The following is a 19,480-nucleotide window of genomic DNA, read 5'->3' as shown; positions in this document are numbered from 1 at the left end:
TCAGGCGGGGAACCAGTCGCGGCGCGGCACGGTCTGGCTGACGGGGCCGGGCACCGACATGTCCATCCGCCCGACGACCCGCCCGTGTTCGACCTTGGCCGGTTTGTCGTGGATCGGCAGGAGGAACTTCGCGCCGGAATACATCAGCTTGCGGATCGCGCCCTTTTCCTGCCGCTTGGTGTTCCCGTGGTTGCCGGTGACCTGGTATTCCTCGGGGCCGAAGGTGCGCATGGGCTGGATGATCTGGTCGTTGAAGTCGTAGATCACGTCGCCGCAGATCGTGGCGCGGCCCTCGTCGGTGTCGACATGCACGTTCATCGACCCTTCGGTATGGGCGCCCGCCGCCTCGACGAAGACGCCGGGGATCAGTTCGACCGGGCCGGAGATGTCGAGATCCTCGAGCCTCAGCGCGCCCGGGTGGTGCAGCCGTTCGACGAGGTGGATGATGTCGGGCTTGGGGTATTGCGGGTGCATCAGGCCGGAGACGGAGTATTCCAGTTCGCGCCGGTTGATGACCACGGTGGTGTTCATCGGGAAGTGGTCGTCCTTGCCCGCGTGGTCGATGTGCAGATGGGTGTGCAGCACGTAGCGCACGTCGCCGGGTTTGACCCCGTGGTTGGCCAGCTGCCGCTCGATCATGTTCTCGTGGAACTGGAGGCCGCGCATGCCCAGCGTTTCCATGATCGCGTTGTCGCGGTAGCCGGTGTCCACCACGATCGGGTACATCCCGCCGAGGATCAGGAAGCCGTAGACCGGCACCCGCCTTACGCGCCCGCAGTCGCGGCCGAGCACGAGGAAGCTCGATTCCAGTTCGATGTCCCCGTAGTCGAGTATCTTGATTTCCAGCCCCATCGTGTCCTCCCGTTTATCGTCGCTTGCGTCACGCCAGCCGGTAGACCCGGGTGGCCGTGTCATGGAAAATCGCCTGCTGTTCGGCGGCGCTGAGCCCGCCCGCGGCGCGGCGGTGCGCCTCGATCAGGGCGGTGTAGTCGGTCCAGAGCTTCTCGATGGGGAAGTTCGATCCCCAGAGGCAGCGGTCGGCGCCGAACATCCCCACGGTTTCGGTGGTCAGCCAGGCGATGAGGTCGGGGTCGAGCCGGTGCTGGAAGGTGCCGAAGCCCGAGAGCTTGGAGACCACGTTGGGACACCCGGCCAGCCCCTCCATCGCGGTGCGCCACTTGGCGCGGCCCGCGTCGGAGGTGTCTTCCAGCATGCCCGCGTGCTGCAGCACGAAGGTCACGTCCGGGCAGGCGCGGGCAAGCGCGCAGGCGCCGTCCATCTGGTCGTCGAAGACCTGCAGGTCGAAGACGAGGCCGTAGTCCGCCAGCCGCGCGACGTTCTTCTGCACGGTCGCATCGCGGCAGAGGTCGGCGTGGGGCGCGAAGCGGTAGGTGGGGTTCTGGTGCCAGTGGAACTGCTGGCGGATGCCGCGCAGGTGCGGGAAGCGGGCCAGCCGGTCGAGGGCGGGGCGCACGTCCTCCGCGCCCATGTCGGCATAGGCGACGAGGCCGTGGGGCCAGCCGGTTTCGGCGATCAGGCTCTCGATCCAGGCGGCCTCGTCCTCGGCCCGGTCGGTGGGCCAGTTGGCCTGCACGTAGACGGATCTGGTGACGCCGGTGCCCGCGATGTCGTCGAGGTATTCGCTCATCGGGTAGTCGCGGCGGATCGGTTCGTAGGGGCCGAAGATGCGCGGCTGCATGGGGCCCTTGAGCCAAGGCAGGTCGTCCTGCCGCCAGACGTGGAAATGTGCATCGACGATGGTCATGCGCGCGCTCCTTTCCGGAAGTCGAGGATCTCGGCGGCGATGGATGCGGGTGTGTCGCCTGCGCCCAGCCGGTCGAGCAGGGGATGGATGGCGCGCATCGCCTCCGTCTGCGGCCGGTAGGCGGGGTCGGCGGCCAGCGGAGAGAGCCAGAGCACCGACCACGCCAACGCGCTCAGCCGTTCCATGGCGCCGGTCAGCGCCTCCGGCCCCCCGCGTTCCAGCCCGTCCGAGAGCAGGATGACCAGCGCGCCGCGGGCATGGGCGGCAAAGCGCGGGATCGACAGGAAGACCTGCAGCGCCTCGCCCAGCCGGGTGCCGCCGTCCCAGTCCGCCACGAGGCCGGAGGCCAGCGTCAGCGCCTGTTCGCGGTTGCGGTGGCGGAGCGCGCGGGTCACGCGGGTCAGCCTTGTGCCGAGGGTGAAGCATTCCACCCGTTCGCCGCCCTGTTGCAGCGCGTGGGCCAGCCGCAGGGCGCCTTCGGTGCTGGACTTCATGCTGCCGGAGACATCGACCAGCAGCAGGACGCGGCGCTGGCGGGTGATGCGGCGGCGGGTCGGCAGGCGGGTGATCTCGCCGTCGCGGCGCATCATCTGCCGGAAGGCGCGGCGCGGGTCGGGGTGGCGGCCCTTGCCCTTGCTCATGCGCCGGGCGCGGCGATGGGGCAGGCGGTTCGGCAGCGCGCGGGCGAAGGCGCGCAGCAGGGCGTCCTCGTCCCCGGCGGCCAGTTCGCGGGCAAAGAGCCGCTCCGCCGCGGTGGCCTCTCCGCCGGAGGGGTCCTCTTCGTCGGGGACGGGCAGTTCCTCGAAGTCGCCGGCGTCGTAGCTGCGCGGCAGGTCTTCGGGGTCGCCCGGGGCGGGCGCGGCGAGGCTGCGGCCGAGGAAGACGTGGTCGAAGACGGTGTCGAACATCAGTTGCCGGTCCGGCCCCGGCCCGTAGACCGCGTGGGCGGCGCGGCGGATGGCGGCCATGTCGCGCGGACCAAGGAGGCCCACGGCGGTGATGAAGGTCTCTGTCCGGTCGGGCGTGGCCGGGAAACCGGCGGCCCGGAGCGCCTGCGGGAAGGCGAGGAAGGGGGCGAGCGCGCGCGGGGTCATGCGGCGCTCTCCGACAGGATGGCGTCGATGCGGGGCGCGATGTAGTCGAGGTCGTCCTGATCCTTCAGCACCACCCCGATGGCGCGGGCGAAGGCGCGGGGCCATGGTCCGCCGCCCCGGTTCAGAAGCGTCGCGGCCTCGGCCCATTCCACGGTTTCCGCCACGCCCGGCGGCTTGGCCAGCGGTTCCGCCCGGAGCGCATTGACGGCGGCCACGACGCGGCGCGCGGTGTCCTCCGCCACGGTGGAGGCGCGCATCATGACGATGCGCTGCTCGAGCTCGGGCGAGGGATAGCCGATCCAGTGGTAGATGCAGCGCCGCCGGAGCGCCTCGTGCAGTTCACGGGTGCGGTTGGAGGTGAGGATCACAACCGGCGGCTCCTCTGCCCGGACGGTGCCGCGTTCGGGGATCGACAGGGTGAAGTCGGACAGGAATTCCAGCAGGAAGGCCTCGAACTCGTGGTCGGCGCGGTCGATCTCGTCGATCAGGAGGACGCGGTCACGCGGCGCCTCCAGCGCCTGCAGGATCGGCCGCGCGATCAGGAAGCGGTCGTCGTAGAGGTTGACGTACTCGTCGCCCGCCTGCCGGATCGCCAGCATCTGCCGGGGGAAGTTCCATTCGTACATGGAGGCGGCGGCGTCGATGCCCTCGTAGCATTGCAGGCGCACCAGTTCGCGCCCGAGCACGGAGGCCAGCGCCTTGGCCGCCTCCGTCTTGCCGACGCCGGGGGCGCCTTCCAGCAGCAGCGGCTTGCCGAGGGCGAGCGACAGGTAGGCGGCGGTGGCGAGCCCGGCGTCGGCAATGTACTGGGCGTCGCCCAGCAATTGCGTCAGCGGTTCGGGACCGTCGATGCCCTGTATCGCGCGCCGCACCACCATCAGAGCGCCTGCCGGGGTTTCGCGCCGCCAAGCGCGCGGATGCCGCGCAGCACCTTTTCCGGGGTCACGGGCAGGTCGTCGATGCGCACGCCCACCGCGTCGTAGACCGCGTTGACCACCGCCGGCAGCACCGGGTTGGCGCACATCTCGCCCGGGCCCTTGCCGCCGTAGGGGCCGTCCTCGGCCGGCCGTTCGAGGATCGAGATGTGATGCGGCGCCAGATCGCCCGGTCCCGGCATGAGGTATGTGTTGAAGTCCTCGGGCCGGTTGTCGCGGGTGGGGTAGTAGGGTTCGGTCGTCTCCCATGCGGCGTGGCTCATCCCCATCCACGCGCCGCCGCGCAGTTGCTGTTCCACCAGCTTGGGGTTGAGCGCGCGTCCCACCTCGTAGGCGGACTGCATGTCGGTGACGGTGACCTCTCCGGTTTCGTCGTCGACCTCCACCGTGACCAGCATGGCGGCATGGGCAAAGGTGGTGACCGGGGACATCTCGCCGGTTTCGGGATCGACCTCGGACAGCGGGATCAGGAAGATGCCGCGCCCGGCGATGGTGCGGCCCTGCTTGAACTGCGCCGCCTGGCTGGCGGCCATGGTGGTGATCGACCGCGAGGGCGCGCCCTTCACGTGGATGTTGCCCTTGCCATCGGTCACGAGGTCGCCCGCGTCGACCTCCAGCTCTTCGGCGGCGGCCTCCAGCATGACCTGCCGGGCCTCTTCGGAGGCGCGGATCACGGCGTTGCCCATGCGGTGCGTCCCGCGCGAGGCAAAGGAGCCCATGTCGTGCGGGCCGGTGTCGCTGTCGGCGGTGTCGACATAGACGTCCTCGACCGGGACGCCGAGGGTTTCGGCGGCGATCTGGCGGGTGACGGATTTCATCCCCTGCCCGAGGTCGATGGCCGAGAGGGCGACGGTGAACTTGCCGTCGGGGTTGGAATGCACCAGCGCCTGGCTCGGGTCGCCGCCGAGGTTCATGCCGATGGGATAGTTGATCGCCGCGAAGCCGCGGCCGCGGTGGACGGTCATCAGCGCCTCCTGAAACCAGAGAGGGAGGAGAACCGCATCGCGCCCGAACGGGACGGTTTGGGCGCGGGCCTTTCGGGCCGGTCCGGTGCGGCGGGCTGCGGGGGCGGTTGCGGCGGGGTGTAGGACGAGGTCTGCGGCTGCTGCGCCGAGGGTCGTGCGGGCGGCGGCGCGGCGGGCGCGCGGGGCGTGGGCGGGGCGAGCGGCGCGCTGTCCGCGCCCCCCTTGCGGGCATAGCTGGTGGCGGCGAAGCCCTGCACGCGGCCGTCCTCGTCTGTGACGGTGTGGCGCGGCAGTTCCGCCCGCGCGCCGCCGCCGTCCTTCAGCGAGGAGGCGGCCTTCAGCGCTGGCGACAGGTTGATGCCCGCCTTCTCCGCCACCACCTGCGCGCATTCGATCAGCGCGCAGTTCTTGGCCAGCCGCCTGTGCGCCTTCATGTCTCCGTCGCGGTAGGCGTTGAGGATGCGCAGCTCGACGGGGTTCATGCCCACGGCCTCCGCCACCTTGTCCATATGCGCCTCGATGGCGAAATCGACGCCGGTGATGCCGAAGCCCCGCATGGCGGTGGCCGGTGTGCGGTTGGTATACACGCAGTACACGTTGGCCGAGACGTTGGGGATCGTGTAGGGGCCGGGCAGGTGGCCGACGCCCTTGATGATCGCGTAGGAACTGAGCCGGGTGTAGGCGCCCGCGTCGAAATAGCCGGTGAACTTGCGCGCCACGATGCGGCCGTCGTTCATCACGCCGTCGGTCACGTACCAGCGTTCGGCGCCGCGCGGTGCGCCGACCTGCATCTCTTCGGCGCGGTCCCAGGCGTATTTCACCGGGCGCCCGGTCATCATCGCGCCCAGGATGGCGAGCGGTTCGTGGATCGAATCCACCTTGCCGCCGAAGCCGCCGCCCACTGTGCCGCCGATGAAATGCAGCCGCGAGGAGGGCATCGACAGCACCTTTGCCGCCGTCCCCAGCGAGAAGAACAGCGCCTGCGTGGAGGTGTAGCAGACGTAGCGGTCGTTCTGTTCGGGGGCGGCGATGGCGCCGCAGGTCTCGATCGGCGCCTGCTCGATCGGCGACATCTGGTAGCGCCCCTCGATGACGTGGTCGGCCTGCCTCAACGCGGTTTCGACGTCGCCGTAGCGCAGCTTCTGGTGGTCGTACTTGCCGTGGTAGACGAACTTGTTGTCCGGATAGATGTCGAGCACGGCGGGCGCGCCGGGCTTGATCGCCTCTTCCACGTCGAGCACGTGGGGCAGGACCTCCCAGTCGACGCGGATGGCGGCGGCGGCGGCGCGGGCCTCGGCCTCTGTCGCGGCGATGACGGCGGCCACGGGTTCACCCATGTAGGCGACCTTCTTGTCCGAGAGGATCGGTTCGTCGTCCAGCCCGAAGTCCAAGAGCGACAGCAGGGTGTTGAGGTTCACCGGCACGTCGCGCCCTGTCAGCACGCGCACGACGCCGGGCATCCGTTCGGCCGCCGAGGTGTCGATCCGCCGGATGCGGGCGTGGTGGTGCGGCGAGCGGGCGCAGCGCATGTGCAGGAGCCCGTCGAAGCGGTGGTCGTCGAAGAACGGCGAGCGCCCGGTGACGTGGCCCACGATGTCCTGCCGCCGGGTGGGCTTGCCCACTTCGTTCAGGTTGTCGTCCCGTTCGTCGGCAAAGAGGTCCTTGCGGAACTCGACCATCGGTCCGCTGGTGGTCATGTCCTTCATGCCCGGGCCCTCCCTTCGGCGACGGCGAGGATCGCGGTGATGATCGGTTCGTACCCGGTGCAGCGGCAGAGGTTGCCCGAGATCGCCTCGATCACCTCGTCGCGGCTGGGGCGCGGGTTGCGGTCCAGCAGCGCACGGGCGGAGACCAGCATTCCCGGCGTGCAGTAGCCGCATTGCGCCGCGAAATGGTCCATGAAGGACTGCTGCAGCGGGTCGAGCGTCACGCCATCGGCCAGCCCCGCGGCGGTCCTGACCTCGCGCCCGTCGACGGCCTCGGCCAGCACGAGGCAGGAAAGCTGCGTCTTGCCGTCTATCGTCACGGTGCAGGCGCCGCAGGTGCCCTGACCGCAGCCGAACTTGGGCGTCATGTCGCCCACGTCGCGGCGCAGGAAGTCCAGAAGGTTCTGGCCCTCTCCGGCAAAGGCCGAGCGGGAGGTGCCGTTCAGGGTGAAGGTGACGGGTGTCCTGGCCATCAGCGCTGCTCCATCTCTGTCAGGAGGCGTTTGAGATGCACGCCGGCGACCTCTCGGCGGTACCAGCCGGAGGCGATCTGGTCGGTCGGCGGGTCCAGCCCCTCGGTCGCGGCGGTGGCGGCATCGGCGATGCTGCGCGCGTCGATGGCGTGGCCTTCGAGCGCGCGCTCTGCCCCGGCGGAGCGCAGCGGGGCCGGTCCCATGGCGCCGAAGACCACGCGGGCGTTGCGGATGCGTCCGCCTTCGCGCGGCAGGTGCGCGGCGATGGACAGGACGGAGACGCCCTTGGGCTTCACGCGGCTGACCTTCAGGAAGCCGAAGGCGCGGCGGTCGCGGGGGCGGGTGACCTCCACCGAGGCGATCAGCCCGGCGCGGTCGCGGTTGCGCAGCACCTCGGCCACCGGGCGGGCGCCGGCCTGCCCCGCGCCCGTCACCTGCGCGTCGAGCGCGAGAAGGGCGGTGGCGAAGTCGCCGTAGGGGTGGTCGGCAAAGAGGTTGCCCGCAACGGTCGCCATGTTGCGCACCTGCGGGCCGCCGATCAGCCGGGCCACGGGGTGCAGGAAGTCGAGGTCGCGGCTGGCCAGCACGTCGGCCATGGTCACGCCCGCGCCTATGGTGATGCGGTCGCCCGACGCGCGGATCTGCGTCAGCCCGGGATCGGTGACGCGGACCAGCCGGGCGGGGGCGGTGCCCTCGTTCACGGCGCGCATGACCAGCGTGCCGCCGCCGAGGTAGGCCGCGTCGCCACCCATGGCGCGGGAGGCCTCCTCCATCGTGCGGTAGGTTTCGACGGTCGTCATGCTGCCTCCAGTCCCATGAAGTCCCGGACCGCGTCGAAGCCGCCCTGGTAGATGTTCTCGGCCACCATGGTCTTCAGCTCGGCCTCGCGCCCGGCGGGCGTGTCGAAGCGGCTTTCCCAGTGCCAGAAGGTCATGTCGCGGTCGGTGACCGGCGCCAGCCGGACATGCGCCACGTAGTTCAGCAGCGGCACAGGCGTTTCCAAGAGGCAGTAGCTGAAGGCCATGTCCGCGTCCGAGAGCGTCAGGAGCTGTTCGCGCAGTTCCGATCCGTCGGCGAGGTGGAAGCGCCGCACGCAGCCGACCTTGTCCGAAGGATAGCCCCGGTCGATCACGCTGTCGGCCACTGCCGGGTGCCATTCGTCGTGGCCGTTGAAGTCGCGCAGGACCTCCCAGACCGCTTCGACCGGCGCGTTGAGGACGGTGCTTTTGACGACGTGTACCATGGTCAGGTCGCCATGTTGCGCTGCAGGGCGGCAAAGCCCGCCATGAAGACGTTGGTGCCGATGCCGTCGACCAGGTCCTCCGCGTCCGCCTCGGCGCAGTCGAACTCTGCCGTCCACTCGGCAAAGGTCCGGTCGCCGTCGGTGATCGGCGTGAGCCGCAGGGTCGCCACGTAGTCGGTCAGCGGCATCGGGCTTTCGAGGATCGCGTAGGTGCAGAACAGGTCGTAGTCGCTGAGGCCCAGGAGCTTCTCGCGGATGCGGTCGCCGTTCTGGAGGTGGAAGTCCCGCACGCAGCCCACCTTGTCCGAAGGTTCGCCGTTCTCGATCCGGCTGTCGCGGATGCGCGGGTGCCAGCGGGGCAGGGCGTTGAAGTCGCGCACCTTGTCCCAGACCTTGGCGGCGGGGGCGTCGATGACCGATGAGATATATACGCGCGGCATCTACTTCTTTCCCCCGGTGTCGGATTTCCCGCCCTCGGGCGCGTCGCCGCCGCCCGAGCCCGAGCTTGAGCCGCCGGATTTCTCCACCGCGTCGGAGATGCGCTTCATGTCGGAGGCCTCGCGGATCAGGCCGCCCTGCTTGGCCAGCCCGCCGCCCTCGATCCCGATGTCGGCGAGGAGCGAGTCGATCAGCGGCGCCTGCACGCGGTAGCGGAGCGCAGAGTTGATGACCTCGTCCGTGGGGCTGCCGGAGCGGTTGCCGCCCCCGCCCGTGACCCCGTCGAGCTGCATGATCCGGATGTCCTGGATCTTTTCCAGCGGCTTGACGGAGGCGGAGACGATGCCCTCCACGTGTTCCAGCAGCTTGCGACGGAAGAGCGAGGCGCGCGCCGGGTCGGTGAGCACGTTCTCGGCCTCGTTGATGAGCTTCTGGGCCTCGGCCTCCACGGCCTTGCGGACCTTCTCGCCCTCGGCGATCAGCTTCGCCTCGGCGGCGGCCTTTTCCGCCATGGTCACGTCGATGGACTTGCGGCGGTTGGCGGCCTCCGTCTCGCGCACGGTCTTGACCTTTTCCTCGGCCTCGGCGGCACGGGCACGGGCGGCGTCGGCCTCGGCCCGCGCGGCGCTTTCCTCCAGCGACTTCTGGTAGAGGGCGATGGCCTTTTCCATCTGCGCGGTCTCGACCTCGCGCTCGCGCCCGACCTCCAGCCGGCGGCGGACGGTCTCGTGGTCGATGCGGATCTCGTCCAGCCCGCGTTCGGAGGCGATGCGGGCGCGCTCCACCTCTTCCTGGCTGGCGATCTCGGCCTCGCGCAGGGTCTGGACGCGGGCGACCTCGAGCTGTTCCAGCGCGCGGCGGCGTTCGAGGCGGGCGGTCTCGAGCGCGCGCTCGCGCTCGATCTCGGCCTTCTCGACGGCACGGCGGGCGATGACCTCCGCCTCGCGCACGTTGGCCTCGGCGGCGGCGCGCTCTGCCTTGGTGTCGGCCAGCTGGATCACGCGGCGTTCCTCGGCCTGCTCGACGTTGCGGCGGCGTTCGATGTCGGCCACCTCGCGCGATTTCTGGCTGGCGATGCGCTCCTGCTCCAGCGCCAGTTCCGAGGCGACGCGGGCTTTCTCGACGGCCTCGCGGCGGGCGATCTCGGCGTTCTCCAGCTCGCGCTCCTTGTCGATCTCGCGGGCGCGCACTTCCTGGTCGGCGGCGATGCGTTCGGCTTCGAGTGCGCGGCGCTGCGCGATGCGGGCCTGTTCCACCGCCTCGTCGGCGGCAACGCGGGCCTCGTCGATGGTGCGGTTGCGGGCGATCTCGCGCGTGGTGGTGTCGCCGTCGGCCTCGATCCGGGTGGCGGCGATCTGCTTTTCGCGGGCGATGCGGGCGGCCTCGACGGCCTCGTCCGCCGCGATCTCGGCGGCTTCGACCGCCTGCCTGCGCGCGATCTCCAGTTCGCGGATGCGGCGGTCCTCGGCGATGCGGGCCTCGCTGATCTGGGCGTCCTGCAGGATGCGCAGCCGTTCGACGGTCTCGCGCGCGGCGATCTCTGCCTCGTCCAGCGCCTGCTGGCGGGCGATCTCGCGCTGGCGGATGTCCTCTTCGCCTTTGATGCGGGTCTGGGCCAGCAGGAGGTCCTGCGCCATGCGCCGCTTCTCGTTGGCCTCGTTGGCGGCGATCTCCGCGTCGCGGACGGACTTCTGCCGCTCGATCTCGAGCGACTGGGTCTCGCGCTCCTTGGCGATGCGGGCCTCCGACAGGGCCTTTTCCTGTTCGATGCGGGCGCGTTCGATGACCTCGCGGGCCGAGATCTCGGCCTCGTCGATGGCGCGCTGGCGTTCGATCTCGCGGGCCTGGGTTTCCTGCTCGTTCTGGATGCGGGCCTGACGGACGGCGCGTTCCTGCAGGATGCGCGCGGTTTCGGTGGCTTCCTGCGCGGCGATCTCGTCGGCGTCGTCCTCCTTCTTGCGGGCGATCTCGCGGGCGCGGATCTCGCGTTCGGAGGCGATGCGGGCCTCGGCCACGGCGCGCTGGTTGGCGATGCGGGCGCGTTCGATGGTCTCCTGCGCGGTGATCTGGGCGCTTTCGGCCTCCGTCTCGCGTTCGGCGCGTTCGCGGGCGATCTGGGCACGTTGCTGGGCGCGGCGGGTCTCCACGTCGCGCTCCTGGCTCAGGCGGGCCTCCTCGCTGGCGCGTTCGATCTCCAGCACCTGCTTCTCGGCCTCCAGATTGCGGGTGCGGATCAGGATCATCGAGTCCTGCTCGATGTCGTTGCGCAGCTTGCGGCGGTCCTCGATGTCGCGGATCAGGACGGTCAGGCCCTCCGCGTCGAAGCGGTTGGACGGGTTGAAGTATTCGAGGCCGGTCTGGTCGATGTCGATGATCGCGACGCTTTCCAGTTCCAGCCCGTTCTTCTCCAGATCCTCCTGTGCCTGCTCGCGGACGCGGGTGACGTAGGCGCCGCGGTTCTCGTGCATCTCGCCCATCGACATCTCGGCGGCGACGGCGCGCAGGGCGCTTTCGAACTTGCCTGCCAGAAGGCCGTTCAGGCGCTCCGTCTCCAGCGTGCGACGGCCGAGGGTTGCGGCGGCCTTCGACACGGAGCTCTTGTCGGATCGGACGCGGACGTAGAATTCGGCCTCGACATCGACGCGCATCCGGTCCTTGGTGATGAGCGCCTGTTCACGGGTGCGCGCCACCGCGAGCGGCAGGGTGTTCATGTTCACGGGGGTGATGTCGTGCACGATCGGCCAGACGAAGGCGCCGCCGTCGATCACCACCTTCTCGCCGAGGAAACCCGTACGCACGAAGGCGATTTCCTTTGTCGACCGCCGGTAGAGCCACTGCATCACCCAGTAGATGATCGCGATCACCACGACGGCGATGATCAGCCACAGGATCAGTTGTCCGATTATCTGGCCACTCACTTCTCAACCCTCCCCGTTGCGCGTTACCGGCCCTTGATGGCCTTGAAAGCGCGCGTTTGATCCGTCAGCGCCACTTCGGTCGGCAGGCGCTCCATCGAGGAGGCGCCGTAGAACCCGTGGCAGTTCGACGTGTTCTTCAGAATGAATTCGGCATCGTCCGGCATCGCCACCGGGCCGCCGTGGACCAGGACGATGGCGTCCGGATTGACCTTCAGCGCGGCCTCGGCCCATGCGTCCACCAGCGCCGGGCAGTCGTTCAGCGTCAGCGCCGTCTCTGCCCCGATGGAGCCGCCCGTGGTCAGGCCGAGGTGGCAGACGACGATGTCCGCACCGGCCCCGGCCATGGCGGCGGCGCTGTCCTCGTCGAAGACGTAAGGCGTTGTCAGCAGGTCCTTTTCCCGGGCCTTCGCGATCATGTCGACCTCCAGCCCGTAGCCCATGCCCGTCTCTTCGAGGTTGGCGCGGAAGGTGCCGTCGATCAGTCCCACGGTGGGGAAGTTCTGAACCCCGGCAAAGCCGATCCGCTTCAGTTCGTCCAGGAACCTGTCCATCAGGCGGAAGGGGTCGGTGGCGCAGACGCCCGCCAGGACCGGGGTGTGCTTCACCACCGGAAGCACCTCGGAGGCCATCTCGACCACGATGGCGTTGGCGTCGCCGTAGGGCATCAGCCCGGCGAGGCTGCCGCGCCCGGCCATGCGGTAGCGGCCGGAGTTGTAGATCACGATCAGGTCGATGCCGCCCGCTTCCTCGCACTTGGCCGAAAGCCCGGTGCCCGCGCCGCCGCCGACGATGGGTTCGCCCCGCGCGACCATGTCGCGGAACTTCGAGAGGATGGTCTGTCGGTCGATCATCTGCGCGCCTCCTTGCGGGTCGGGGGCCGGCCGTCGTGGAACTCGCGGAAGGCGGTGACGACGGCTGCGGCGAACCCGGGGTCGTTGATGTTCTCGGGCCGCCGGATCAGGCGGCGGGTGGAGGTCTGGCGGACCGTGTCCTCCAGCGCGGTGAACAGCGCGTGCCGCGCCGCCGGATCGTCGAAGGGCTGGCCGCGCGCGTCGAGCGCCGAGACGCCGCCTTCGGGCAGGAAGAAGCGCACCGGCGCCTCCATCTCGTTCAGGCGGGCGCCGATCCAGCGGCCCATCCTGGCGCATTCCTCGGGCGTGGTCCGCATCAGCGTGACCTGCGGGTTGTGTTCGTAGAAGGTGCGGCCCCGGTACTTCTCGGGGACGGTGTCGGGCGCGCCGAAGTTCACCATGTCGAGCGCGCCGACCGAGCCGACGTAGGGCATCCGCCGCCGGATCATCGCGCCGAAGCGATCCTCCGTCGCGGGGAAGACGCCGCCGAACATCATGTCGCAGACCTCGGTCGTGGTCAGGTCGATGACGCCTTCGATCTTGCCGGAGTCGATCAGCTTCTCCATGGCCTGCCCGCCGATGCCGGTGGCGTGGAAGACGAGGCAGTCGAAGGTTTCGTCCAGCGCCTTCGCGATCTGCTGCACCGCGGGCGTGGTTACGCCGAACATCGTCAGGCCGATGGCGGGTTTGGCCGAGGTGCGGGCGGGCGCGGCCTTGCGGGCCTTCACCATGCCGACCATCGCCTGCGCGGCGTTCGACAGCACCTCTTCGGTGATGGCGTTCAGGCCCTGCACGTCGGCGACGGAGTGCATCATGGTGATGTCGGAGGGGCCCACGTACTTCGCCACCTCGCCCGAGGCCACGGTGGAGACGATCAGCTTCGGCACGCCGACGGGCAGGGCGCGCATCGCCGGGGCGACGATGGCCGTGCCGCCGGAGCCGCCTGCCGAGAGGATGCCGAGGACGCCGTCCTGCCGGGACATCCAGCGGCGGAACGCTTCGGTCATGCCTGCGACGGACTGTCCGCGGTCGTCGGTGAAGACGCCCGCCGCACCGCGCGGATGGAAGGCGGCAACCTGGTGGGCGGGGATCTCTGCCCCGGAATGCCTGCCGCTGGTCGAAAGGTCGACCATGCGCACCGGCAGCCCGGCGGCGCGGATCTGGTCGCGCATGTAGCGCAGTTCCGCCCCCTTGGTGTCGAGCGTGCCCGCCACCAGCACCACCTGCTCGCCCGAGGGGGAGAGCGGCCGCAGCGCCGTCTCCACCCCGCTGGTGGTGGGCTGGCCGGTGGTGACGACCCGGGCGGCGCGTTCGATCTGCGGCACCGGGACGGGCTGCGACCAGCGGGTCGGCGTCTTGGGGTTCGACAGGTAGATCCTGACGGAGCGGGGGCCCGTCGGCTGGCCCTTCGGTGTCGCCTCGGCGCTGGCGTCGGGCTGCGGTTCGGGCGTGTCGTCATGGGCGTGGCGCCCGACACCCAGCATCCGCTGCTGCAGGTCGCGGTCGGCGGCCAGTTCGCGGGCGGGCACCATGCGGTTGATGCGGCCGTTGACCATGATCGCCACGCGGTCGGCCACGGCGCAGGCGACGCCGATGTTCTGCTCGATCACCAGCACGTCCATCTCGCCCTCGGAGGCGAGTTGCAGCAGCATCGACTCGACCTGCGAGACGATGACCGGGGCGAGGCCCTCGGTCGGTTCGTCCATGATGAGGAGGCGCGGGTTGGCCAGAAGCGCGCGGGCGATGGCCAGCATCTGCTGTTCGCCGCCGGACAGTTGCGCGCCGCCGTTGCGCCGCCGTTCGGCCAGCCGGGGGAAGGTGGAATAGATGCGCTCCGAGCTCCAGGCGCCGCCATTCTTCTCCACCATCTTCAGGTGTTCGTCGACGGTGAGCGACCGCCACAGGCGGCGGCCCTGCGGCACGTAGCCGATGCCCATGCGCGCGATCTCGGCGGGGGAGCGGCCCAGCAGGGACTGCCCGCCGAAACTGACGGCGCCCGACGCGGCGGGAACAAGCCCCATGATCGCCTTGCAGAGCGTCGTCTTGCCCATGCCGTTGCGGCCCACGACCGAGAGCACGCCGCTTTCCAGCCTCAGGTCCACGCCCTGCAGCGCGTGCGAGGCGCCGTAGTAGACGTTGAGGCCGCGCACCTCGAGCGCGGCGGGGCCGGTGCGGGTGTCGCGGCGCTCACTCATCGCCGCCTCCGAGGTAGAGTTCCTGGACTTCCGCGTCGTTCTCGATCTCTTCAGGGGTGCCTTCCTTGAAGATCCGCCCGTTGTGCATCATCGTCACGCTTTCCGCGACGCGCAGGGCCACGTCCATGTCGTGCTCGATGATGATGTAGCCGATGTGGCCGGGCAGGCCGTTGAGGATCGCCACCAGTTCGGCCCGCTCGGTCGGCGACAGGCCCGCCGCCGGTTCGTCGAAAAGGATGATCCGCGGCGCGCCCGCCAGCGCCAGCGCGATCTCGAGCTGCCGCTGCTGGCCGTAGCTGAGGTTGGCGACGGAGGTGTCGCGCCATTCGGTCAGGTGCACGGCGGCGATCAGCTCGTCCGAGCGGGTCAGCAGCGCGTCGTTGGCGCGCGCCCTGAGGAAGGAGAACCGCCCGCGCGATACGCCCCGGCAGGCGAGGTAGACGTTGTCGGCCACGGTCAGCCCGTTGAACAGCAGGCTGATCTGGTAGGTGCGCCTGAGGCCGCGCCGGATGCGTTCGTAGGCCGGGAAGCGGGTCACGTCCTCGCCGAACAGCCGGATCGTGCCGGAGGTCGGCAGGAAGTCCCCGGTCACGCAGTTGAAGAGCGTCGTCTTGCCCGCGCCGTTCGATCCCAGCACCGCGCGGCGTTCGCCGGAGCGGACGGTCAGCGTCACGTCCGAGATCGCGGCGAGCGCGCCGAAAAGCTTCGACACGCCGCGGAGTTCCAGCGCGTTGCCGGAGCTGACGGAGCCGAGCGAGTCGGCGGTGCGCCTGTCCTCGACCATGGTCATTCGCTCTCTCCGGTCAGGGGGTCGCCCCGGCGGGCGCGGCGGGCGCGCCAGCGCTCCCACAGGCCCAGCACCCCGTCGGGCGAGAAGAAGACCACCGCCAGGAAGCCCAGGCCGATCAGCAGCTTGAAGCGTTCGCCCGACAGCCCGAAGGCCAGCAGAACGTCGGGCGAGAAGGTCCGCAGCAGCACGTAGATCAGCGCGCCGATGAAGGCGCCGATGGGCCTTGAGATGCCGCCCACCACGGCGATCACGAGGATGTCGATGACCGCCGGGATGCCCGCCGTGCCGGGGGCGATCTGGGCGTTCTGCCAGACGAGGAGAATGCCGCCGATGGCCGCGATGACGCTGGCGAAGGTGTAGGCCGCCACGCGGTGCGCCGTCACGTTGAACCCGAGTGCCGCCATGCGGCGCGGGTTGTCGCGCACGCCCTGCAGCGCCAGTCCGAAGGGCGCGCGCGAGACGTAGGCCACGGCGGCATAGCAGGCCAGCGCGCAGCCGAGCGTCAGGTAGTAGAATGGCGTCGGCTGGCGCCAGTCGATGCCGAAAAGCTCCGGCGGCACCACGAGGTTGAAGCCGGAATAGCCGTTGAAGATCGTGTAGTTCTGCCGGGTGAAGTAGAAGAAGGCCGCCGCGATGGCGAGGGTGATCATGATGGTGTAGATCCCCTCCGTCCGCACGGCGAGCGCGCCGACGATGGTGCCGAAGATCGCCGCGATCAGGATGGCCAGCGGCAGGTAGATCCACCACGACAGCCCCATGCTCAGCTCGGCCCCGGAGCTGCCGAAGATCGCCACCATGTAGCCGCCGGTGGCCGCGACCGACATCTGGATCAGGCTGACCATGCCGCCGTAGCCCGCGAGGAACATCAGCGACAGGGCGATGATCCCGAGGATGAAGGTCCAGCCCATCACCTGGAACAGGATGAAGTCGTTGGCCCAGGCGGGCATCGTCAGGAGGATCACGCCCAGCACCCACCACGCGGGCGGCACGCGTTCGACCCAGAGCGGTTCGGCATCGTCCTTCGGTTGGTCTTCGGCCAGTGCCATGCGCTACCCCCGTCCCAGAAGGCCCTGCGGCCGGAAGGCCAGCACGACGGCCATGATGAGGAAAGTGAAGACCACCGAATATGTGGGCGCGTAGATCAGGCCGAGCTGTTCGCTGAGCCCGATGATCAGCGCGCCGATGGCGGCGCCGGGGATCGACCCCATGCCGCCGACGATCACGACGACGAGGCTGGCCAGCAGGAAGCGCGTGTCCTCGCCGGGCGACAGCGACTGGAAGGTGCCGCCGACGATGCCCGCCATGCCGGCAAGCCCCGCACCGAATGCGAAGACGGCGAGGAAGACGTACTGGATGCGCACGCCGGAGGCGGCCAGCATCTCGCGGTCGTCGACGCCGGCGCGGACCAGCATGCCCAGCCGGGTCTTGTTCAGCACCAGCCACATGCCGACGCCGATGACGATGGCGGCGAAGAGGATCGCCATGCGGACGGCGGGATAGTTGAGATAGACGACCTCTCCGCTGTCGCGGACGTCCGAGACGATGGGCAGGGTCATCGGGCCGAACAGCAGGTCAGGCGCGTAGATCGTGTAGGACTGCCCGCCCCATTGCCACAGCAGGAGGTCGGCGATGACCACCGACAGGCCGATGGTGACCATGGTCTGGCGCAGTTCCTCGCCCTCCATCCGGCGGAAGACCTGGTTCTGCAGGACGATGCCCACAATGCCGACGACGACGAAGACCACCGGGAAGGCAAGGAACCACGATCCCGTCCGTTCCGAGATCTCGAAGCCTAGGTAGCCGCCCAGCAGGTAGAGCGATCCGTGCGCGAGGTTCACGTTGCGCATCAGGCCGAAGATCAGGGTGAAGCCGGAGGCGACGAGGAAATAGAGCGCGCCCAGCGTGATGCCCCCGAAGATGCCGTTCAGGAAGACGCGCTTCTTGCCGAGGGTCTCCTCCATGCCTGCGGACCACGGCGCGAAGATCAGCCACAGCAGGATCGCCGCGCCGAGCGCGATGATGAATGACCAGACCGGATGGCGCTGAATGAACCTTTGCATGATCTCCCGTCCACGACGCCCCGTTGCAGGGGCTTGCAGAGGTTAGCGCCCAAACGCGGCCGCGCTGATACCCGAGGGTCTGATCCTTCAACCCTCCGTTTGAAAACATCCTTGCCGTCGAAGGGCAGGCGGGCTGCGCCGGAAATGCGCAGTTTGCGGCGCGCGGGGCCGGTTCGTGGGGCAAGCGGGGCTGTTGTCCCCTTTGTGATTTGACGTGAGGGCCGCGAACCCGAAGCCTTTCCCCCATGAAACGTGTTCTTGCCGCCTGTGCCGCCCTCGTCCTTGCCACGTCCACCGCGGCCCGGGCAGAGGAGGTCGACCTGGAGCTTGTCCTGCTGGTCGACGTCTCGCGGTCGATGACCATGGGTGAGCTGGAGATCCAGCGGCAGGGCTATGCCTCGGCCCTGCGGTCCGACGAAGTCTATGCCGCGGTGCAGGCCGGGCTGCTGCAACGCATCGCGCTGACCTACGTGGAGTGGGCGGGCGGGCAGAACGTGATTGTCGACTGGACCGTGCTGGAGGGGCGGGAGGATCTGGACGCCTTTGCGCGGGCGGTGGAGATGACCTCCACCATCGGAATGCGGCGGACCTCCATTTCCGGGGCGCTGGCCTTCGGGGCGGAGATGATCGAGGCCAACGACTACGAAGGGTTGCGCCGGGTCATCGACATCTCGGGCGACGGGCCGAACAACCAGGGGCGGATCGTGACCGATGCGCGCGACGACGTGCTGGCGCGGCGGATCGTCATCAACGGCCTGCCGCTGATGACGGAGGAGGGGATGGGCGGCCGGTGGCACCTCGACGATCTCGACGTCTACTACGAATCCTGCGTGACGGGCGGTCCCGGCTCCTTCGTGATCCCGGTGCTGGACTGGACGGACTTCGGCGAGGCGGTGCGGCGCAAGCTGGTGCTTGAGATCGCCTCCGGCAGCGGGGGGGTGGGCCTCGAGGGCATCCAGGACGTGCAGTTCGCCCCGGCGAAACCGCCCTACGACTGCGAGATCGGCGAGAAGATCTGGGAGCAGCGGCGCATGGACTGGTGGGAACCATAGGGCGGCGGGAGTGGCCTGCCCGGTGCGCGGATGCAGGCAAAGGAACAGGCGCCCGGCCGGCAGGCGGCAGGCCATCAGGGCAAAGGGGCCGCTACGTCAGGCGACGTGCACCGAGCGGCGGTAGGCCGAGGGCGGTACGACGCCGTTGCCGATGAAGAACCGCGAGAAGCTGGCCTGGCTGGAGAACCCGAGGTCGAAGCCGATGTCGGCCACGCCGTCCTCGGAGGTGGCCAGCATGTCGATCGCCTGCTCCATCCGCAGCGCATTGAGGTAGAGGTTCGGTGTCAGCCCGACCTGCGCCCGGAAGAGCTTGTAGAAATGCGGACGCGACAGGCCGACCTCGCGCGCGACGCGGTCCATCTCCAGCGCCTCGCCCAGACCTTCCTGCAGGTACTTCAGCGCCTTGCGGATGCGGTAGTCGCGGCGCGGCATGTCCGGCCCGGTGAAGTCGGCACCGCGCGGCGTCCACTGCCATGACTGTTCGTAGGCGACGCGGGTGAGGTCGCATAGGCGGTCCTCGATCATCACGTCCTCGCTGTCCTCCTCGAGCATGGCCTGCGCCGTGCCGTAGATCAGCCGGGCGAGGTGGTCGGTCACCTCGATCCCCACGCGCCCGAACGAGAGCGAGGCCGAGGCCCGCCGCGACACGTCGAGGAACCACGACGGCCGGATGTAGAGCACCAGCGCCAGCGTCGGTTCGGACAGGTGCACCGGCTGGTAGAAGTGCGACAGCCAAGGGCTGACGGCGACGCCCTGACCCGGGGCGAGCGGCCATTTCCGGCCGTTCACGTTGATCTGGCCCGGCGGCCCCTGAAGATGAAAGATCAGGTGGCCCTCGCGGTGCCCGTGCGGCACCATGCTGCGGTCCATGTTGTAAAGGCAGACGCGACCGAAACGGCCGTGGAACACGGCCAGCGAGTCACTCATTTACTCCTCCCGGGACGTTTCGTCCCTTAATGTTGGCACTGCATGCGCTCTCCGGGCATGTCAGGACA

Annotated in this window: 18 protein-coding genes; 1 reads left to right on the top strand and 17 read right to left on the bottom strand. The window is 69.3% G+C overall.

Going from position 1 to position 19,480, the window contains the following annotated elements:
* Genes CDO87_RS05925 through CDO87_RS05850 form a run of 16 tightly spaced genes read right to left on the bottom strand, consistent with a single transcriptional unit; the run spans window position 1 to window position 17,433 of the window.
* Entirely contained in the window at window positions 1-915 is a 915-nt protein-coding gene (locus CDO87_RS05925) for an N-acyl homoserine lactonase family protein (protein ID WP_254698351.1), read from the bottom strand.
* Window positions 881-1,765, bottom strand: coding sequence for an amidohydrolase (locus CDO87_RS05920; RefSeq protein WP_100927921.1), 885 nt, complete (start codon window positions 1,763-1,765; stop codon window positions 881-883). Before CDO87_RS05920 ends, CDO87_RS05925 begins: the two co-directional genes overlap by 35 nt.
* Window positions 1,762-2,859 carry a VWA domain-containing protein gene (locus CDO87_RS05915; RefSeq protein WP_100927920.1) on the bottom strand — a complete coding sequence of 366 codons (1,098 nt, stop codon included), beginning with the start codon at window positions 2,857-2,859 and terminating at the stop codon, window positions 1,762-1,764. Before CDO87_RS05915 ends, CDO87_RS05920 begins: the two co-directional genes overlap by 4 nt.
* Window positions 2,856-3,737 carry a MoxR family ATPase gene (locus CDO87_RS05910; protein ID WP_100927919.1) on the bottom strand — a complete coding sequence of 294 codons (882 nt, stop codon included), beginning with the start codon at window positions 3,735-3,737 and terminating at the stop codon, window positions 2,856-2,858. Before CDO87_RS05910 ends, CDO87_RS05915 begins: the two co-directional genes overlap by 4 nt.
* Window positions 3,737-4,759, bottom strand: a complete 1,023-nt coding sequence (locus CDO87_RS05905; RefSeq protein ID WP_100927918.1) for a xanthine dehydrogenase family protein molybdopterin-binding subunit — start codon at window positions 4,757-4,759, stop codon at window positions 3,737-3,739. The genes CDO87_RS05910 and CDO87_RS05905 overlap by 1 nt, the downstream gene beginning before the upstream one ends.
* Entirely contained in the window at window positions 4,759-6,465 is a 1,707-nt protein-coding gene (locus CDO87_RS05900) for a xanthine dehydrogenase family protein molybdopterin-binding subunit (protein WP_100927917.1), read from the bottom strand. The genes CDO87_RS05905 and CDO87_RS05900 overlap by 1 nt, the downstream gene beginning before the upstream one ends.
* Window positions 6,462-6,938 carry a (2Fe-2S)-binding protein gene (locus tag CDO87_RS05895; protein ID WP_100927916.1) on the bottom strand — a complete coding sequence of 159 codons (477 nt, stop codon included), beginning with the start codon at window positions 6,936-6,938 and terminating at the stop codon, window positions 6,462-6,464. The genes CDO87_RS05900 and CDO87_RS05895 overlap by 4 nt, the downstream gene beginning before the upstream one ends.
* Complete coding sequence (locus CDO87_RS05890) at window positions 6,938-7,738, bottom strand: xanthine dehydrogenase family protein subunit M (RefSeq protein WP_100927915.1); 801 nt, start codon at window positions 7,736-7,738, stop codon at window positions 6,938-6,940. Before CDO87_RS05890 ends, CDO87_RS05895 begins: the two co-directional genes overlap by 1 nt.
* Window positions 7,735-8,181 carry an SRPBCC family protein gene (locus tag CDO87_RS05885; protein ID WP_100927914.1) on the bottom strand — a complete coding sequence of 149 codons (447 nt, stop codon included), beginning with the start codon at window positions 8,179-8,181 and terminating at the stop codon, window positions 7,735-7,737. The genes CDO87_RS05890 and CDO87_RS05885 overlap by 4 nt, the downstream gene beginning before the upstream one ends.
* Window positions 8,182-8,183: 2 nt before the next feature.
* Window positions 8,184-8,621 carry an SRPBCC family protein gene (locus CDO87_RS05880; RefSeq protein WP_100927913.1) on the bottom strand — a complete coding sequence of 146 codons (438 nt, stop codon included), beginning with the start codon at window positions 8,619-8,621 and terminating at the stop codon, window positions 8,184-8,186.
* Window positions 8,622-11,537, bottom strand: a complete 2,916-nt coding sequence (locus tag CDO87_RS05875; protein WP_100927912.1) for a flotillin family protein — start codon at window positions 11,535-11,537, stop codon at window positions 8,622-8,624. It lies immediately after the preceding gene.
* Window positions 11,538-11,560: 23 nt separating this feature from the next.
* Window positions 11,561-12,388, bottom strand: a complete 828-nt coding sequence (locus CDO87_RS05870) for a phosphoenolpyruvate hydrolase family protein (RefSeq protein ID WP_100927911.1) — start codon at window positions 12,386-12,388, stop codon at window positions 11,561-11,563.
* The gene (locus CDO87_RS05865) at window positions 12,385-14,583 is read right to left on the bottom strand and encodes an ABC transporter permease (protein ID WP_100927910.1); all 2,199 of its coding nucleotides are present in this window, start codon (window positions 14,581-14,583) and stop codon (window positions 12,385-12,387) included. Before CDO87_RS05865 ends, CDO87_RS05870 begins: the two co-directional genes overlap by 4 nt.
* Window positions 14,576-15,373, bottom strand: coding sequence for an ABC transporter ATP-binding protein (locus CDO87_RS05860; protein ID WP_198521827.1), 798 nt, complete (start codon window positions 15,371-15,373; stop codon window positions 14,576-14,578). The genes CDO87_RS05865 and CDO87_RS05860 overlap by 8 nt, the downstream gene beginning before the upstream one ends.
* A complete protein-coding gene (locus tag CDO87_RS05855) occupies window positions 15,370-16,419 on the bottom strand; it encodes a branched-chain amino acid ABC transporter permease (protein ID WP_100927909.1) in 1,050 nt (349 codons plus the stop codon). Before CDO87_RS05855 ends, CDO87_RS05860 begins: the two co-directional genes overlap by 4 nt.
* Before the next feature lie 3 nt (window positions 16,420-16,422).
* The gene (locus CDO87_RS05850; protein WP_100927908.1) at window positions 16,423-17,433 is read right to left on the bottom strand and encodes a branched-chain amino acid ABC transporter permease; all 1,011 of its coding nucleotides are present in this window, start codon (window positions 17,431-17,433) and stop codon (window positions 16,423-16,425) included.
* Between the two features lie 245 nt (window positions 17,434-17,678).
* On the opposite strand from CDO87_RS05850, the gene CDO87_RS05845 reads away from it, so the two are divergent.
* Entirely contained in the window at window positions 17,679-18,485 is an 807-nt protein-coding gene (locus tag CDO87_RS05845; RefSeq protein WP_100927907.1) for a DUF1194 domain-containing protein, read from the top strand.
* A 96-nt stretch (window positions 18,486-18,581) separates the two neighbouring features.
* Here CDO87_RS05845 and CDO87_RS05840 read toward each other — a convergent pair whose 3' ends face one another.
* Window positions 18,582-19,412 carry an AraC family transcriptional regulator gene (locus CDO87_RS05840; RefSeq protein ID WP_100927906.1) on the bottom strand — a complete coding sequence of 277 codons (831 nt, stop codon included), beginning with the start codon at window positions 19,410-19,412 and terminating at the stop codon, window positions 18,582-18,584.
* Between the last annotated feature and the right edge of the window lie 68 nt (window positions 19,413-19,480).

This window comes from Sagittula sp. P11 (genome assembly GCF_002814095.1).
Taxonomy (GTDB): Bacteria; Pseudomonadota; Alphaproteobacteria; order Rhodobacterales; family Rhodobacteraceae; genus Sagittula.
The sequence above is the reverse complement of the archived record's forward strand: the minus strand, read 5'-3'. Positions and strand labels throughout refer to the sequence as shown.

What these genes read in the sequence shown, in the direction of transcription:
- CDO87_RS05900 (WP_100927917.1), bottom strand. Translation starts at nt 6,465, where the DNA reads ATGAAGGACATGACCACCAGCGGACCGATGGTCGAGTTCCGCAAGGAC.
- CDO87_RS05915 (WP_100927920.1), bottom strand. Translation starts at nt 2,859, where the DNA reads ATGACCCCGCGCGCGCTCGCCCCCTTCCTCGCCTTCCCGCAGGCGCTC.
- CDO87_RS05870 (WP_100927911.1), bottom strand. Translation starts at nt 12,388, where the DNA reads ATGATCGACCGACAGACCATCCTCTCGAAGTTCCGCGACATGGTCGCG.
- CDO87_RS05855 (WP_100927909.1), bottom strand. Translation starts at nt 16,419, where the DNA reads ATGGCACTGGCCGAAGACCAACCGAAGGACGATGCCGAACCGCTCTGG.
- CDO87_RS05905 (WP_100927918.1), bottom strand. Translation starts at nt 4,759, where the DNA reads ATGACCGTCCACCGCGGCCGCGGCTTCGCGGCGATCAACTATCCCATC.
- CDO87_RS05860 (WP_198521827.1), bottom strand. Translation starts at nt 15,373, where the DNA reads ATGACCATGGTCGAGGACAGGCGCACCGCCGACTCGCTCGGCTCCGTC.
- CDO87_RS05925 (WP_254698351.1), bottom strand. Translation starts at nt 915, where the DNA reads ATGACACGGCCACCCGGGTCTACCGGCTGGCGTGACGCAAGCGACGAT.
- CDO87_RS05920 (WP_100927921.1), bottom strand. Translation starts at nt 1,765, where the DNA reads ATGACCATCGTCGATGCACATTTCCACGTCTGGCGGCAGGACGACCTG.
- CDO87_RS05845 (WP_100927907.1), top strand. Translation starts at nt 17,679, where the DNA reads ATGAAACGTGTTCTTGCCGCCTGTGCCGCCCTCGTCCTTGCCACGTCC.
- CDO87_RS05880 (WP_100927913.1), bottom strand. Translation starts at nt 8,621, where the DNA reads ATGCCGCGCGTATATATCTCATCGGTCATCGACGCCCCCGCCGCCAAG.
- CDO87_RS05895 (WP_100927916.1), bottom strand. Translation starts at nt 6,938, where the DNA reads ATGGCCAGGACACCCGTCACCTTCACCCTGAACGGCACCTCCCGCTCG.
- CDO87_RS05890 (WP_100927915.1), bottom strand. Translation starts at nt 7,738, where the DNA reads ATGACGACCGTCGAAACCTACCGCACGATGGAGGAGGCCTCCCGCGCC.
- CDO87_RS05910 (WP_100927919.1), bottom strand. Translation starts at nt 3,737, where the DNA reads ATGGTGGTGCGGCGCGCGATACAGGGCATCGACGGTCCCGAACCGCTG.
- CDO87_RS05840 (WP_100927906.1), bottom strand. Translation starts at nt 19,412, where the DNA reads ATGAGTGACTCGCTGGCCGTGTTCCACGGCCGTTTCGGTCGCGTCTGC.
- CDO87_RS05850 (WP_100927908.1), bottom strand. Translation starts at nt 17,433, where the DNA reads ATGCAAAGGTTCATTCAGCGCCATCCGGTCTGGTCATTCATCATCGCG.
- CDO87_RS05885 (WP_100927914.1), bottom strand. Translation starts at nt 8,181, where the DNA reads ATGGTACACGTCGTCAAAAGCACCGTCCTCAACGCGCCGGTCGAAGCG.
- CDO87_RS05865 (WP_100927910.1), bottom strand. Translation starts at nt 14,583, where the DNA reads ATGAGTGAGCGCCGCGACACCCGCACCGGCCCCGCCGCGCTCGAGGTG.